The 14711-nt window shown below is 72.1% G+C and carries 15 protein-coding genes; 7 read left to right on the top strand and 8 right to left on the bottom strand.

Annotated features, from left to right (window positions below):
- Positions 1-8: 8 nt before the first annotated feature.
- From CHF16_RS20125 to pknB, 3 genes are read left to right on the top strand one after another with little or no spacing between them, the layout of a single operon-like run.
- On the top strand, positions 9-1484 hold the full coding sequence (locus CHF16_RS20125; RefSeq protein WP_245868866.1) for a peptidoglycan D,D-transpeptidase FtsI family protein: 1476 nt from the start codon (positions 9-11) through the stop codon (positions 1482-1484).
- Positions 1481-2962, top strand: a complete 1482-nt coding sequence (locus tag CHF16_RS20130) for a serine/threonine-protein kinase (RefSeq protein WP_089327627.1) — start codon at positions 1481-1483, stop codon at positions 2960-2962. The genes CHF16_RS20125 and CHF16_RS20130 overlap by 4 nt, the downstream gene beginning before the upstream one ends.
- A gap of 22 nt (positions 2963-2984) precedes the next feature.
- A complete protein-coding gene (pknB, locus tag CHF16_RS20135) occupies positions 2985-4811 on the top strand; it encodes a Stk1 family PASTA domain-containing Ser/Thr kinase (RefSeq protein WP_089327628.1) in 1827 nt (608 codons plus the stop codon).
- A 326-nt stretch (positions 4812-5137) separates the two neighbouring features.
- On the opposite strand, the gene CHF16_RS20140 is transcribed toward pknB, so the two are convergent.
- From CHF16_RS20140 to CHF16_RS20150, 3 genes are read right to left on the bottom strand one after another with little or no spacing between them, the layout of a single operon-like run.
- Positions 5138-5347, bottom strand: coding sequence for a hypothetical protein (locus tag CHF16_RS20140; protein ID WP_089327629.1), 210 nt, complete (start codon positions 5345-5347; stop codon positions 5138-5140).
- 8 nt (positions 5348-5355) lie between these two features.
- On the bottom strand, positions 5356-6036 hold the full coding sequence (locus tag CHF16_RS20145; RefSeq protein ID WP_245868868.1) for a class E sortase: 681 nt from the start codon (positions 6034-6036) through the stop codon (positions 5356-5358).
- Positions 6037-6060: 24 nt separating this feature from the next.
- Positions 6061-6810 carry a DUF881 domain-containing protein gene (locus CHF16_RS20150; protein WP_089327630.1) on the bottom strand — a complete coding sequence of 250 codons (750 nt, stop codon included), beginning with the start codon at positions 6808-6810 and terminating at the stop codon, positions 6061-6063.
- Positions 6811-6905: 95 nt separating this feature from the next.
- Here CHF16_RS20150 and CHF16_RS20155 point away from each other — a divergent pair, with 95 nt between their 5' ends.
- Entirely contained in the window at positions 6906-7163 is a 258-nt protein-coding gene (locus CHF16_RS20155; RefSeq protein ID WP_089327631.1) for a cell division protein CrgA, read from the top strand.
- A gap of 196 nt (positions 7164-7359) precedes the next feature.
- Here CHF16_RS20155 and CHF16_RS20160 read toward each other — a convergent pair whose 3' ends face one another.
- Positions 7360-8256 (bottom strand): rhomboid family intramembrane serine protease, encoded by an 897-nt coding sequence (locus CHF16_RS20160; protein WP_089327632.1) that lies wholly within the window; start codon positions 8254-8256, stop codon positions 7360-7362.
- 58 nt (positions 8257-8314) lie between these two features.
- Positions 8315-8839: a peptidylprolyl isomerase gene (locus tag CHF16_RS20165; protein ID WP_089327633.1), complete on the bottom strand. Its 525-nt coding sequence runs from the start codon at positions 8837-8839 to the stop codon at positions 8315-8317.
- Between the two features lie 173 nt (positions 8840-9012).
- On the opposite strand from CHF16_RS20165, the gene CHF16_RS20170 reads away from it, so the two are divergent.
- Positions 9013-9486 (top strand): hypothetical protein, encoded by a 474-nt coding sequence (locus CHF16_RS20170; protein WP_089327634.1) that lies wholly within the window; start codon positions 9013-9015, stop codon positions 9484-9486.
- Positions 9487-9575: 89 nt separating this feature from the next.
- Positions 9576-10382: an acyltransferase gene (locus CHF16_RS20175; RefSeq protein ID WP_089327635.1), complete on the top strand. Its 807-nt coding sequence runs from the start codon at positions 9576-9578 to the stop codon at positions 10380-10382.
- A 165-nt stretch (positions 10383-10547) separates the two neighbouring features.
- On the opposite strand, the gene CHF16_RS20180 is transcribed toward CHF16_RS20175, so the two are convergent.
- From CHF16_RS20180 to CHF16_RS20190, 3 genes are all read right to left on the bottom strand, one after another.
- Complete coding sequence (locus CHF16_RS20180) at positions 10548-12029, bottom strand: DEAD/DEAH box helicase (RefSeq protein WP_245868870.1); 1482 nt, start codon at positions 12027-12029, stop codon at positions 10548-10550.
- 389 nt (positions 12030-12418) lie between these two features.
- On the bottom strand, positions 12419-12943 hold the full coding sequence (locus CHF16_RS20185) for a protein-tyrosine phosphatase family protein (RefSeq protein WP_089327637.1): 525 nt from the start codon (positions 12941-12943) through the stop codon (positions 12419-12421).
- 144 nt (positions 12944-13087) lie between these two features.
- Positions 13088-13357 carry a hypothetical protein gene (locus tag CHF16_RS20190; RefSeq protein ID WP_089327638.1) on the bottom strand — a complete coding sequence of 90 codons (270 nt, stop codon included), beginning with the start codon at positions 13355-13357 and terminating at the stop codon, positions 13088-13090.
- Positions 13358-13663: 306 nt separating this feature from the next.
- Here CHF16_RS20190 and CHF16_RS20195 point away from each other — a divergent pair, with 306 nt between their 5' ends.
- Positions 13664-14515, top strand: coding sequence for a S1 family peptidase (locus tag CHF16_RS20195; protein ID WP_089327639.1), 852 nt, complete (start codon positions 13664-13666; stop codon positions 14513-14515).
- Positions 14516-14711: the final 196 nt, after the last annotated feature.

Raw genomic sequence — 14711 nt, forward strand, 5'->3', positions numbered from 1 at the left:
CTATGAACATGGACAAGCCGGTTCGGCGGGTGGCCATCTTCGCGATGCTGCTGTTCTTCGGGCTGATGGTGCAGGTCAACTACGTCCAGGGCAGCCAGGCCGAGGACCTGCGCACCGACGCCCGCAACAGCCGGCAGTACGCGGACGTGTTCAACGCGCCGCGCGGCCAGATCTCCGCGGGCGGCGAGATCCTGGTGACGTCCAAGGAGACCGGGAAGGACAACCCGAAGTACGGCCGGTCCTACAAGGACGGGCCGGTCTTCGCGCCGATCACCGGGTACTTCAACGGCGGCGCCACGCAGGTGGAGCGGGCCTACAACTCGCTGCTCGGCGGCAAGGACAAGCGCATCACGCAGCAGCACTGGTTCGACGTGTTCATCGGCAAGAAGGCCGAGGGCGCGAACGTCGAGCTGACGATCGACCCGGAGGCGCAGCGCACCGCGTACGCGCAGCTGAAGGCGCGGACCCAGCAGGGCCGCCGTGGCGGCGCCGTGGTGATCGACGTGAAGTCGGGCGCGGTGAAGGTGGCCGCCTCGTGGCCGTCGTTCGACCCGAACGAGGTGGCGCCGCAGACCGGTGAGAAGGGCGGCAAGCGGCTGGAGCAGCTCGACAAGGGCGAGGGCGTCATCAAGCCCCTGGTCGACAACGCGCTCAGCCAGACGTTCCCGCCGGGGTCGTCGTTCAAGACGCTGGTGGCGGCGCTGGCGATGCAGAAGCTCGGCGTCAGCAGCTCCACGACCGTCGACACCGGCCAGCTGCTCCTGCCGGAGTCGGGGCAGCCGCTGCCGAACTCGCACGACAGCGGCAGCTGCGGCGGCGCGGCCTCGCTGCGCGGCGCGTTCGCCGAGTCCTGCAACACGACGTTCGGCAAGATGGCGCTGGACATGGGCATCCAGGAGCTGCACGACGGAGCCTCGAAGTTCGGGTTCGGCCGGCGGGTGAAGCTGGAGCCCGACTTCCCGGCGGCCGAGAGCGACGTGCCGGTGGCGTTCACGGACGCGAGCGGCAAGAAGATCCCGACGGGCGCGGACGGGACGGCCCGGTCCGGTATCGGCCAGGAGAACGTGCGCGCCACCCCGCTGCAGATGGCGATGGTCGCCGCCGCGGTCGCCAACGGGGGCAAGATCATGAACCCGTACGTGGTGCAGACCGTCCGGGCCAAGGACCAGAGCGAGCTGTACGGCGCGTCCCCGAAGGAGTTCGGGAAGGCGATGACCGGTGACCAGGCCGGGCAGCTGGAGGACATGATGCGCGCGGTGGTCTCCGAGGGCACCGCGAAGAACCTGGCCGGGCGGCGCATCGCCGGCAAGACCGGCACGGCCGAGCAGGGGCCGGGCAACCCGAACGCCAACTGGTTCGTCGGCTTCAGCCCGACCAAGGACCCGCGGTACGCGTTCGCCGTGATGGTCGAGGCGCCGGGCTCGGGCGCCGAGATCGCGGGCCCGGTCGCGGCCGCGATCATGGCCAAGGTCCTGCAGAAGTGAACCCGGGCCTCGTCCTGAACGACCGGTACCGGCTGCTGGAGCGGCTGGCCATCGGCGGGATGGGCGAGGTCTGGCGCGCGTCGGACGCGGTGACGGGCCTGCAGGTCGCGGTGAAGCTGCTGCGGCTGGAGCTCGGCTCGGACGTGCGGGCGCGCACCCGGTTCGAGTCGGAGGCGCGGTTCGCGGCGGAGCTGAGACATCCGGGGATCGCGCGGGCGTTCGACTTCGGTGAGCACGGCGGCCGGTCGTTCCTGGTGATGGAGCTGGTGTCGGGCGAGCCGCTCGACGAGATCATCGCCCGCGACGGGGGGCTGCCGCTGGAGGCCGTCCTCGACCTGCTGGTGCAGGCGGGACGGGCGCTGACGGTGGCGCACGAAGCGGGGATCGTGCACCGGGACGTCAAGCCGGCGAACCTGATGGTGTCCCCGGACGGCACCGTGAAGATCACCGACTTCGGGATCGCGCGGCGGCTGGCGGCGGCGTCGCAGACCCAGACCGGGATGGTCATGGGGACGGCGCACTACATCTCGCCGGAGCAGGCGCAGGGCAAGGAGCTGTCGCCGAAGGCCGACCTGTACTCGCTGGGCGTGGTGGCCTACGAGTGCCTGACGGGCGCGCCGCCGTTCGACGGGTCGACGCCGGTGGAGGTGGCGCTCAAGCACGTCCGGGACGCGCCCGCGGAGCTGCCGGCCCGGGTGCCGCCGGAGGCCCGCGAGCTGATCATGGAGATGCTGGCGAAGGATCCGCTGGACCGCCCGCCGGACGCGGGGCGTGTCGCGGCGCGGGCGCTGGCGATCCGGGCGTCGCTGTCGCGGGCCCGGCCGGTGCGGCCCGCCTCCGGGGCGGCCGCCGCACCCTCCGCCGGGCCCCCTGCCAGGCCCTCCGGCGGTCCCGCGCGGCGCGGCCGGCACGCCGCCCGGGGCAGAGACCCCATCGTTACCCAATCGGCTGCTTTGTCGGGATTTGACGCCGACCGGGCGGCGGATAACCTCTCGCGTGGGACAGTGCAACGACGCACGACGCTGACGTACGCGTCCGTAGCGGCCGTCCTCGTGCTGGTCTTCGTGATCGTCGTCGGTTCGCTGTGGAAGGGGCTGGCCTTCGCGGGGTCCGGCGGGGACGAGCGGGATCCGCCCGCCGCCCCGGCGACCAGCCCGGTCGGCGAGGGACTCGTGGGCGACCCCGCCGATCGTCCGAGCGCCTCGCCCACCCGCCGGGCGCGCAGTACCCCCGGGCGGCCGGCTGTCATCCCGCCGCAGCGGACGCATAGGATCCGTCCGTCAACGCGAGTGACGCCCAAGACGTCCCCTTCACAGCAGACCCCTTCACAGAAGACATCGATGAAATCGCCCCGGGCGACTGCCACCGCCCCCAAGCCAACACCCACACCGACGGAGAGCACCACGACTCCGTCAACTTCGAGCCCGGCGCCCTCGCCGACGGAGAGCGGGAAGCTAGGTTCGGAACACAAGGTGTAGACGTACGAGGGAAAGTGCACATATGAGTCAACCTCGGCTGCTCGGCGGCCGCTACGAGCTCGATTCGGTGATCGGGCGGGGCGGCATGGCCGAGGTCTACCGTGCCCGAGACCTGCGCCTCGATCGCGTCGTCGCGGTCAAGACGCTGCGGTCCGACCTGGCCCGTGACCCCACGTTCCAGGCCCGGTTCCGGCGCGAGGCCCAGTCGGCCGCGTCGCTGAACCATCCCTCGGTCATCGCCGTGTACGACACCGGCGAGGACATGATCGGCGACACCCCCATCCCGTACATCGTGATGGAGTACGTGGACGGGAGCACGCTGCGCGACCTGCTCCGGGAGAACCGCGCGCTGCTGCCCGAGAAGGCGCTGGAGATCACCGACGGGATCCTGCGCGCGCTGGACTACAGCCACCGCGGCGGGATCGTGCACCGCGACATCAAGCCGGCCAACGTGATGCTGACCCGCCAGCACGAGGTCAAGGTCATGGACTTCGGCATCGCCCGCGCGATGGCCGACTCGGCGTCCACGATGACGCAGACCGCGCAGGTGATCGGCACCGCGCAGTACCTGTCCCCGGAGCAGGCGCGCGGCGAGCGGGTGGACGCCCGCAGCGACATCTACTCGACCGGGTGCGTCCTGTACGAGCTGCTCACCGGCAAGCCGCCGTTCACCGGCGACTCCCCGGTCGCGATCGCCTACCAGCACGTCCGGGAGGAGCCGGTCCCGCCGTCGCAGGTCGACCCGCAGATCCCGCAGTGGGCGGACGCGATCGTGCTGAAGGCGATGGCGAAGGACGCCGACCACCGCTACCAGAACGCGACGGAGTTCCGGCAGGAGATCCAGCGGGTGCTGCAGGGGCAGCCGGTGGCGTCGACGGCGGCGTCCACGATGCTGATGGGCGGGGCGCAGGTGCCGCAGGGCACCCAGATGATGGGCGCCTACCAGCCGCACGGCGCGTCCCGGACGCAGGTGCACCGCCCGCAGGACGACGGGTACGGGCTGCCGCCGGCCCGCTACGACGACGAGCTGCCCGAGCGCGGCGGGGGCGGCAAGAAGGCCGCGCTGTGGGTGGGGCTGGCCGTGCTGTTCATCGGCGGCGCCGCGCTGATCGGCTGGTTGCTGAGCTCCGGTGGCGAAAAGAACGCGCCGGTCGCGATCCCGCAGAGCATCGTCAACGTCTCGGAGAGCGAGGCGACGGCGCAGCTGACCAAGCTCGGCTTCCAGGTCGGCGAGCCGAAGAAGGAGTACAGCGACGACATCGACGCGGGCAACGTCATCAGCTCCGACCCGAAGCCCGGCACGAACGCCGCCAAGGGCGCCACGGTGACGCTGCTGGTCTCCCGGGGCAAGAAGCCGCCGACGGAGATCGAGGTCCCGAACGTGGCCGGGCAGCCGTACGCGACGGCGAAGAAGCTGCTGGAGGCCAAGGGCTTCGAGGTGCAGCGGCGGGCCGAGTCGAGCGACACCGTCCCGCGCCTCAACGTGATCCGCACCGACCCGGCGGGTGGCACGAAGGCGCCGAAGAACGCGACCATCACGGTGGTGTTCTCCAACGGGCCGTCGAACCTCCAGATGCCGAACCTGTTCAACAACAGCCAGCGCGCCGCCTGCGGGAAGCTGGAGGCCGTCGGGCTGAAGTGCAAGGTGGAGAAGGGCGCGCCGCCGCCGGACAAGCAGGTCGCGCCGGGCTTCGTCTTCGACCAGCAGCCGGGCGAGGGCGCCACGGTCGCCCCCGGCGACACGGTGACGATCTTCGTCGCGGAGAAGCCGCAGCAGACGCCGACCCAGCCGGGCGGACCGTCGACGCCGGGCCTGCCGGGCTTCCCGCCGGGCGACGGCGAGGGCTGAGACGCCCGCTGAACGCGCGAAGGGCCCCGGCTCCTCCCTCGGAGGGGAGCCGGGGCCCGTCGCTTGCACGGGACGTTCGCTCGCACGGGACGTGGGACGGTGACCGTCGTGGGGGACGGTGAGCGTCGTGGTCCGGGCATGAAGTAGGGCTTCCGCCACTCGGGGGCAATGGCGGAAGCCCTCGATATGGTCTTCGTCACGCGCCCCTGGGACGTTACGGGTTTCAACCGAATTATTTTCATGCTTCTTGCGGGCGCTCCGCGTCCCGGCGTCTTCGCAGGTGGGAGCGGGGTGCGAGGGAGAGCGGGGCGCAGGTGGTGGCGGGGTCAGCCGCGGGGCGCGGAGCCGGACGGTGACGGGGTCTGGACGACGCCCGGCCCGTCCTGGACGACGCCGTGGTCGAACTGGAGTTTCGCCTCCACCCGGGGGAAGGCCGCGTACCAGAGGACGGCGGCGACCGCGAGGACGATGCCGAGCGCGATGGCGGTCTTGGTGGGCCACTCGCCGGGGAGCCGGCGCCAGATCCAGGCGTACACGGGACCTCCTACTCGCCTGCGGGACGGGCCGCGCCGGCGCCGGTGGCGGCCTGCGCGCGGGGCCGCGCGGTGGACAGCCGACCGAAGATGATCATTCGTTCGGCGGCGGAGTACTTGGGGTGGCAGGTGGTGAGCGTGATCAGCCGCTCGGTCGGCCGCCGCTTCGGGTGGAACGGGACGGGCGCGGTCACCTCCACCGCCGACGGCTTGACGATCTTCCGGTCGGTGACCGTGTAGACGTACTGGCGGTCGCGGGTGTCGATGAGGATCTGGTCGCCCCGGTCGAGCTCGCCGAGCCGGTTGAAGGGGGCGGAGTACGTCGTCCGGTGCCCGGAGACCACGAAGTTGCCGATCTGGCCGGGCAGCGCGGTGCCCGGGTAGTGGCCGGGCCCCTTGCGGAGGTCGGCGCGGGTGACGCCCTCGACCACGACGAAGCGGTAGCCGGAGCCGAACCGCGGGATGCGGATCACCGCGACGCCCTTGCCGAGCTTCACCTTCTCCGTGGTGACCTTGCCCGTCGCGGGCGCAGACGAGGTGGCGCGCCAGCTGCGCTCCATCTCGTCCTGCAACCGGTTCTGCTGGCCCTGCGTGTACTGCCCGGTGCCCCACAGCTCATAGGTCACGAACAGCATGAGAATCACGCCGGCGGTGATGCACAGCTCGCCCATGCCCCGGATCACCGTCCGCACCGCGTGCCTCCTCGTCCGCCGGGATCAGCCGCCCGGCCCCGCCGGAACCGTAGCGTGCTTCAAGGTCACGTTGCCGGTGAAGGGCGGCAGGGTGGCCCGTCCCACGGTCCGCACCGCGTACCCGAGCCCGTACGCGCGGACGTACTTGCGGTAGACGGCGACCTCGGGGGACGCGGCGAGTGCCGCGCGCAGCCGGCCGGGATCGCCGACGGCGGTGATCCGGAACGGCGGGGAGTACACGACCCCCTGGAGGATCAGCGTGTTGCCGACGCACCGGACCGCGCTCGTCGCGATGATCCGCTGGTCCATGATCTGCATGCCCCGGGCGCCGCCCGCCCACAGCGCGTTGACGACGGCCTGGACGTCGGCCTGGTGGACGACGAGGTCGTCCGGGCCCACGCCGTGCGGCAGGCCGCCGGACTCGGGCAGCGGCGCGTCGTCCAGCACGACGCGGACGGCGGCCCCGGTGAGCGGGGTGAAACCGGCGCCCGCCGCGCGCCCCTCGGCCTCGGCGCGCGCGTCGCGCACGCGCGCGTCGTGACGTCCGGCCTCCCGGGAGATACGGTCTACCTGGTCGCGCAGCCGCCGGTACTCGGCGCGCTCCGCGCGGCCGCGACGCTGTTCGGCGGTGATGAGCTCGGTGATCCGGGTGCGGCCCTGCTCGCGCAGGCTCGTGCCGCGGGCCGTGCTCGCGCTCGCCGCGAACAAGGTGCCCGCGAGGAGCGTGAGAACTGGGATGATGCTTCCCCACGCGGAACGCCGTACATTGCTCATCAGACAGTGGTCACCAGCGACTACGCTAACCGACAAAACACCCATGCGCGGTCCGGCGCTCCGGCCGCCGGACGCCCGAGGAGAACGATCCCACCGTGGCCAAGTCGAAAGTGCGTAAGAAGGCCGTCTACACCCCGCCCCAGAAGTCGAAGGCGCCCGAGGTCAGCCCGCGCTGGCTGGTGCCCACGATGGTCGGGCTGTGGCTCATCGGCCTGATCTGGATCGCCGTCTTCTACGTGACGGCCAGCACCGGCACCGACGTGCCGTTCATGACCGACCTGCACAACTGGAACCTGGGCATCGGCTTCGCGGCGATCATCCTCGGCGTGATCCTCTCGACCCGCTGGCGCTGACGGCGAGTTATCCACAGGTTGGGGATCTCCCACCCCGGCTTTCCCCAGGTTTTCCACAGCTACTTTCCACAGGCCCCGGTCATGCGGTCCGGCCGCGCGGACGCCGCCGCGCTGGACGGCGTCCGCGCCGCCGGACCTGACGAGTTCGACCCGTCGCGCCGGGCCTGACGCACCGGGCGTGTCGCGCCGCGCCGGGTCACATGGCCGGGTTGAGTTCGGCCGTCCGCACCAGCACCAGCGCCGCGAGCAGCGCCAGCGCGAGCACCGGCGCCCCGACGTGGAACAGCGTGCGCCGGGCCGCGGGAGCGTAGGCGTAGGCGGCGGCGAGCGCCGCGCCCACGACGAGGCCGCCGACGTGGCCCTGCCAGGAGATGCCCGGCACCGAGAACGTGATCACCAGGTTGATCACCAGCAGCACCACGATGGGCCCGACCGGCCCGCCCAGCCTGCGGCCGATGACGAAGTAGGCCCCGAACAGTCCGAAGATCGCGCCGGACGCGCCGACCGCCGAGGCCCCCGGGGCGCCGACCAGGTACAGCAGCACCGATCCGCCGAGGCCGGACAGCAGGTAGAGCGCCAGGTAGCGCCAGCGCCCGAGCACCTGCTCCAGCGCGGGGCCGACCGCGTACAGCGCCCACATGTTGAACAGGATGTGGGTGATGCCGAACGACCCGCCGCGCTGGTGCAGGAACATCGTGGTGAAGAGCCGGTACCACTCGCCCTGCGCGACACCGCCGACATGGCCGTCCGGCAGGACGCCCTGGCCGAGCATCATGAAATCCCACACGACCGCCCACGACGACAGCTCGGCGACGTAGGCCGCCAGGCACGCGCCGATGAGCGTGTACGTGACGACCGGCACCGCCGACGCCGGGGCCCGCCCGCCGAGGACCGTCCGGGGCACCGCCCTGCGGACGCCCTGGTTGCCCTCGGCGACGCACTCCACGCACTGGTGCCCGACCGCCGCGTCCCGCATGCAGTCGGGGCAGATGTAGCGGTCGCACCTGGTGCAGCGCACATACGTCTCCCGCCCCGGATGCCGGTAGCAGGTCGGCACCGAGGTCTCGGGGGCGGGACTGTGGTCTGTGCTCATCTGGGCTCCGTGGCAGGTGCGGGTGCCCGCGTCGCGGGGTCTCTACCTCTAGAGACGATTAACGGCGTTCGATCGTCACCGATTCCAGCACGACGTCGGTGAGCGGGCGGTCCCCGCGGTCGGTCGGCACCTTGCCGATCCGGTCGACGACGTCCGTCCCCTCGATGACCTTGCCGAAGATGGTGTGCCGGCCGGTCAGGTGCTGGGTCTGCGCGACGCTCAGCGTGATGAAGAACTGGGAGCCGTTGGTGCCGGGCCCGGCGTTCGCCATCGCCAGCAGGTACGGGCGGTTGAACTTCAGGTCGGGGTGGAACTCGTCCTTGAACTGGTAGCCGGGACCGCCGGTGCCGGTGCCGAGCGGGTCGCCGCCCTGCAGCATGAACTGGTCGATGACGCGGTGGAACTTCGTCCCGTTGTAGAGCGGCTGCTGCGTCTGCTGCCCCGTCCGCGGGTCGGTCCACGTACGGGTGCCCTCCGCCAGCTCGACGAAGTTCGCCACGGTCTCGGGCGCGTGCTCCGGGTAGAGCTGGATCACGATCTTGCCGAGCGACGTGTTGAGCGTCGCGAAGATCTCGTTGGCCACGCTGGCCGCCTCCTCGTTGGATGGATGTCATGTGCGAGACGTCGAGCGGTCCCGGTCGCCCCCGTTCCGGCTACCCGGGGTGAGCTTCCGGTCACGCGTTCGGGGTTTACCCTCCGAACGCTGGGAAGGCTGCACGACAGGACCTCGCAAACAGGGAGGTTAGCGTGTCCCTAATGATCAGTCTCCGCCGGAAGCCGCAGGAGGAAGTCCTCTCGCGGCTCGGCCGTGTCCAGGAGGCGGCCCGGCAGGGCGCCGAGATGTGTCGGCAGAGTGCCTCCGGCACGGCGGAGCGGATCGCGCCCGCCGCGCAGGAGCGTGTCATGCTCGTCCGCGGCTGGAGCGCACCGAGGCTCCGGCAGGCGGCCCGGTACGTTGAGTCCGGGCTCGCACCGCGGGTGAGCACGTTCTTGAGCGATGTCGCCGGACGGGTGGAGCCGCCGCGGCGGTCCGGTCCCGGCCGCGGCATGCTCATGGCGATGATGGGCGCCGTCGCCGTCGTCGGCGCGGCCGGTGTGGTCGCGACGCGGCGCGGCGTCATCCGCGACATGACCAAGGGTTCCGGAGAGCACGCGGAGGACGCCACATCGGCCGACTCCATGACGGTCTCCGGCGCCGATGTCGACGGTCAGGTGCATTCGCCGCACTAGCACGAGCGCGCACGGGAGGGCCCGGCGGCCACCGGCCGCCGGGCCCTCCGCCGTGCACAGCGGTGGCTACCACCCGGTACGGTACCGCCATGTCGCCGAAAGAATCCGCCCGGCGGGCGCTGGCGGCCCGCGCGCGGCTGCGGGCGCGCCAGGGCGTGCACGTGGCCGTGCACCGCGCCTGGGAATGGGTGCAGCGGCACGGTGAGATCACCCCGCACACCCCCGGCCGGCGCAAGTTCGCCTACCTCGGCGAGGGCGCCTGCATCGGCTTCCCCGTCGGCTCGATCTACGGCGAGCCGTGGATCTCGATCGGCGACCACACCCTCGTCGGGACGCACGTCACGATCTCCGCGGGGTTCGTCCCGGGGCTCGACCTCGGCCCGGACGTGATCGTCCGGATCGGCGCGAGCTGCTCCCTCGGCCGCGGCACCCACATCGTCGGGCACCAGTCCATCGAGATCGGCGACGACGTCTTCACCGGGCCGAACGTCTACATCACCGACCAGAACCACACCTACGGCGACCTGCACACGCCGATCGGCCGGCAGTGGCCGGAGAACAACCCGGTGGTCATCGGCGACGGCTGCTGGATCGGCACCGGCGCGATCATCCTGCCCGGCACCCGCCTCGGCCGGAACGTCGCCGTCGCGGGCGGCGCCGTCGTCCGCGGCGAGTTCCCCGACCACTCGGTCATCGGCGGCGTCCCCGCGAAGGTCCTGCGCAGCCACGACAAGGAGAACGGCTGGCAGCCGCCGCTGCGCAACGACCCGCTGATGTCGCTGGACGAGCTGGCCGCCCTCTCCGTGGACGGCCTGGAGGGCCTGCAGATCCTCCAGGACAGGCTCCGCGAGGAGGCCGCCGCCCGGACCGACCCCCTCCAGGAGGAGGCGGGCTGACCCCGGCGCACCGTTCGATGCGGCCGCGCCGCGCGAGAGGTGCCCGGACACGGCGAACGGTGCTTGGAAACGGCGACCGGTGCCGTACGACTGCGAAGGCCCCGCCCGGAATGGGCGGGGCCTTCTTTGTCACGTCAGTTCCGCGTCACGCCGGTTCCGCGTGGGTCAGTTGTAGCGGGCCGGGCGGCGGTCCTGGCCGCCGCGCCGGTTGCCGTGCGAGCCGCCTCCGGTGCGGGGGCCGCCGCCCCGGCGGTCGCCGCCGGAGTAGGCGCGGTGCTCGCCGCGGCCGGGCTCGCCGTCGCGGCGGCGCCCGCCGTCCTGGCGGTCGAAGGAGCGCGGGCCGCGGCGGCGCCCGCCGCCGCCCTGCCGGCCGCGGCCGCCCTCGCGGCGCGGACGCTCCGGAATGATCGGCTCCTCGATCGGGATGCCGGACGGCGGCCGCGCGCCGGTCAGCTTGACCAGCTCGGCGTCGCCGCTCGCCACCCGGACGCGGGGCGCGTTGATACCGGCCCGGCGCGTCATCGCCGACGTGGAGCGCACCTGGTGCGGCAGGACGAGCGTGACGACGGTGCCGCGCTCCCCGGCCCGCGCGGTGCGCCCGGCGCGGTGCATGTAGTCCTTGTGGTCGGCCGGCGGGTCGACGTGCATGACCAGCGACACGTCGTCGACGTGGATGCCGCGCGCGGCGACGTCGGTGGCGACCAGCACGCTGATCGAGCCCTCGCGGAACTCGGCGAGCGTGCGGGTGCGCAGCCCCTGGCTCTTGCCGCCGTGCAGGCCCGCCGCGCGGACGCCGACCTGGACGAGCTGCTTGGCGAGCCGGTCGACGCCGTGCTTGGTGCGGGCGAACAGGATCGTCCGGCCCTCGCGGTTGGCGATCTCGGCGGTGATGGCGCTCTTCTCCTTCGGCGCCACGAGCAGCAGGTGGTGGTCCATCGTGGCGACGGGCTCGTCCACCGGGCCGATCGCGTGCGTGACCGGGTCGTGCAGGTACCGCTTGACCAGGACGTCCACGTCCTTGTCGAGGGTGGCGGAGAAGAGCAGGCGCTGGCCGTCGCGCTTGGCGGCGTCCAGGATGTCGGTGACGTCGGGCAGGAAGCCCATGTCGGCCATGTGGTCGGCCTCGTCCAGCACGGCGATCTCGATGTCGGACAGGTCGCAGGCGCCCTGCCGCATCAGGTCCTTCAGCCGGCCGGGCGTGGCGACGAGGACCTCGACGCCGCGGCGCAGCGCGTCGATCTGCTTGAACATCGACGTCTGGCCGATGACGGTCTTGAAGCGGAGCCCGAGGCCGCGGCCGAGCGGCTCCAGGTTGTTCTGGACCTGCTGGGCCAGCTCGCGGGTCGGCACGAGGATCAGCGCCAGCGGGCGCTTCGGGGCGGCCTTGCGGCCGGACAGGCGGGACAGGAGCGGCAGGCCGAAGGCCAGGGTCTTGCCGGAGCCGGTCTTGCCGCGGCCGAGGACGTCGCGTCCGGCCATGATGTCGGGGATCGCGGCGGCCTGGATCGGGAAGGGCGCCTCGATGCCCTGGCGCTCCAGGGAGCTCACCAGCACCGGCGGGATGCCGAGCTCGGCGAAGGTGGGAACCCTCTCCTCGTCCGCGGTGGCGGGCATGGTCGGGTTCTGTTCAGCGGCAGCTGTGGTCACGCATTACCTTCCGAGAGGGGGGCACGTCTCGGGAGGCACCACGATGTTGCGCGGCCTGCAAGGACGAGCCTGACGCCGGGGGCGCCGAAGAGTGATTCGTAGAGTCTAACGTCGCCGGAGGACATCCTTATGCCCCGTCCCGGCGGGAACATGCGGCGGCGCCGCCTCAGCAGGCGCAGGCGGGACCCGTCACGGGCCCCGTCGCGGGGCCGGTCGAGGGGCCGGTCGCGGGGCCTGTGGAGGGGCCCGTCGAGGGGTTTGCCACGGGGGCCGTCAGCGGGTCGGCCGAGCTTCGCGAACTCCAGCGCCGCCTTCTGCGGGCCGTTGCAGCCGGGCCCCAGCAGTGGACGACGACGGTGGCGGCCAGGTGAGGCGGCTATGTGAGGCGGCTAGGTGAGGTCGCCGTCTTCGGTGAGGCTGCCGAGGCCGGTCAGGAGCCGCGCCACGTCCAGTCCGGTCGTCAGGTAGTCGACGAACGTCTGGTTGTTGAGCGCCCACTTCGACCTGCGGTAGCGGACGAGGAAGATCGCGTCGTCCGCCGGGTACCCCATCTCGATGAGGGTCTGCGCGACGACGAGCCCGGACCGGTTGTAGCCGGAATGGCACCGGACGAGCACCCGCCGGCCGCGCCGCACCGCGCGCACCGCCACCTCGGCGAGGCGGGAGACCGCCTCCAGCTGCGCGGCGGTCAGCAGCCCGTCCGGCATCGCCTCGTAGTGGTGCTCGACGTGGGCGGGCGGCCCGTGCCCGTCCTTGCGGTACAGGCTGATGACGACGTCGAACTCGTCCGACACGACCGCGGGGGCCCGCTCACCGGTGGGCTCGGTGGAGAAGTGCCCGCCCATCCACAGCCCGGGGACGATCTCGTTCCACGGCTGCCCCGCGTCCGGCGTCCTACCGCCCTTGATGCGCATGGTCCCGCCTCAGGCCGAAGTACGCGCCCTCCGGCCGAAGGTGCGCGTCGCGCCCGGACAGGAGTCTAGGCGCGACACCGGACGCCGTCAGCGATTTCGGGTGGTGTCGGCGGTTTCGGGTGGCGTCAGCGGTTTCGGGTGGCGTCAGCGCGACCGGGCGGGGACGGGGGCCTGGACGTCGATCTCCCGCCCCATGACGACGACCATCTCGTTGAAGGCGGTGACGCCGTAGCGGCTGCGCAGGGCGGGGTAGACGTTCTTGCGGGCGGCCTCCTTGAGCATCCAGGTGAGGTCCGTGTGCGCCACCCGCTCGCCGCGGGCGAGCCGGTCGTGCGCCTCCCGGGTCACCCGGAGCAGTTCCGGATGGCCCGCCGACTCGGAAAGGATCATGCGCGTCGCGTCGCTGAGGTCCATGCCGCGAAGTCCATGCCGCGCAGTCTAGGCGGCGCAGTCTAGGCGGCGCCGGCGCGCGGACGGGGCGTCCGGCGGGATTTCCAGGCGGCCGGTTCGGCGTTTCGGACGCCCGGCGGAATGGAGCCTTTGGCAATGCCTGCCTAATTCTCCGAATACCCGCACGTCGGCGGAATCGGGGCCTTCCAGAGCCGGTCGAGCGTGGTTACGATCACGCTGCGCGTCCGGCGCCGAGTGCCGTGTGCTCCCGGGTGCTCGCAGGTGCCGGCGCGGCTCCCCGCCGCTCTCACCCCGAGAGGACCCCCCGCCGTGCCAAGACGCATTCTGGGCGTGCTCACCGCCGCCCTCATCGGGACCGGAACGCTCACCGCCGCGGCGTCCGCCGCGTCCGCCGCCGCGCCCGCGGCCCCGGCGCCGCCGAGGGCCGCCGTCGACTTCACCGGGATCGTCGCGCTCAGCAACTGCTCCGGCTCGCTGGTGCGCACGCCGAACGCCGCCGACGGCGACCCGGCGCTCGTGCTCACGAACGGCCACTGCTACGAGGGCGGCATGCCGTCCGCCGGGCAGGTCATCACGAACCGGTCGTCCAGCCGGACGTTCACGCTGCTGAACTCCAGCGGGACGGGCTCGCTCGGCACCCTGCGCGCGTCCAGGGTGCTGTACGCGACCATGACGGACACGGACGTGACCCTGTACCGGCTCAACCGGAGCTACGCCAGCATCCGGCAGACGTACGGCACGCCCGCTCTGGAGCTGTCGCTCCAGCACCCTGCCGCCGGCACCGACCTGCGCGTGGTCTCCGGCTACTGGAGGCGCATGTACTCGTGCAGCCTCGACGGGTTCGCCTACCGCCTCCGTGAGAGCCAGTGGACGTGGAAGGACTCCGTCCGCTACACGTCCGAGTGCAACGTGATCGGCGGGACCTCGGGGTCGCCCGTCATCGACGCGGCGTCCGGTGACGTCATCGCGGTGAACAACACCATCAACGAGGACGGCGGCCGCTGCACGCTGAACAACCCGTGCGAGGTCGACCAGTCCGGCACCATCACGGTGCGCCCGCACATCGGGTACGCGCAGCAGACCTACACCCTGGCCGCCTGCATCGCCCCCGGCAGCATCATCGACTTCAACCGGCCCGGGTGCCTGGTGCCCCGCGGCTGACCCCCGGCACGGGCCGCCGCAGGCCCGCGCGCTCTCCCACCTCTCGCCGCCGCCTTCTCCGCGAGCCCGCGGCCGTCCACCGGCCGCGGGCTCACCGCGCGGGTAGGCGTCCGGTTACGGACAACGAAGCGGGGATATCCCCCGAATATCGCTGACTCGGCGCCTTCACCCCGAGTCAGGTCGACGAGGGCCGTCC

Source organism: Actinomadura meyerae (assembly GCF_900188445.1).
Classification (GTDB): domain Bacteria; phylum Actinomycetota; class Actinomycetes; order Streptosporangiales; family Streptosporangiaceae; genus Spirillospora; species Spirillospora meyerae.

Bases quoted from the DNA above. Each gene is read 5' to 3' on its own strand.
- CHF16_RS20160 (WP_089327632.1), bottom strand. From the start codon at position 8,256: ATGAGCACAGACCACAGTCCCGCCCCCGAGACCTCGGTGCCGACCTGC.
- CHF16_RS20190 (WP_089327638.1), bottom strand. From the start codon at position 13,357: ATGGACCTCAGCGACGCGACGCGCATGATCCTTTCCGAGTCGGCGGGC.
- CHF16_RS20150 (WP_089327630.1), bottom strand. From the start codon at position 6,810: ATGAGCAATGTACGGCGTTCCGCGTGGGGAAGCATCATCCCAGTTCTC.
- CHF16_RS20170 (WP_089327634.1), top strand. From the start codon at position 9,013: ATGATCAGTCTCCGCCGGAAGCCGCAGGAGGAAGTCCTCTCGCGGCTC.
- CHF16_RS20185 (WP_089327637.1), bottom strand. From the start codon at position 12,943: ATGCGCATCAAGGGCGGTAGGACGCCGGACGCGGGGCAGCCGTGGAAC.
- CHF16_RS20175 (WP_089327635.1), top strand. From the start codon at position 9,576: ATGTCGCCGAAAGAATCCGCCCGGCGGGCGCTGGCGGCCCGCGCGCGG.
- CHF16_RS20125 (WP_245868866.1), top strand. From the start codon at position 9: ATGGACAAGCCGGTTCGGCGGGTGGCCATCTTCGCGATGCTGCTGTTC.
- pknB (WP_089327628.1), top strand. From the start codon at position 2,985: ATGAGTCAACCTCGGCTGCTCGGCGGCCGCTACGAGCTCGATTCGGTG.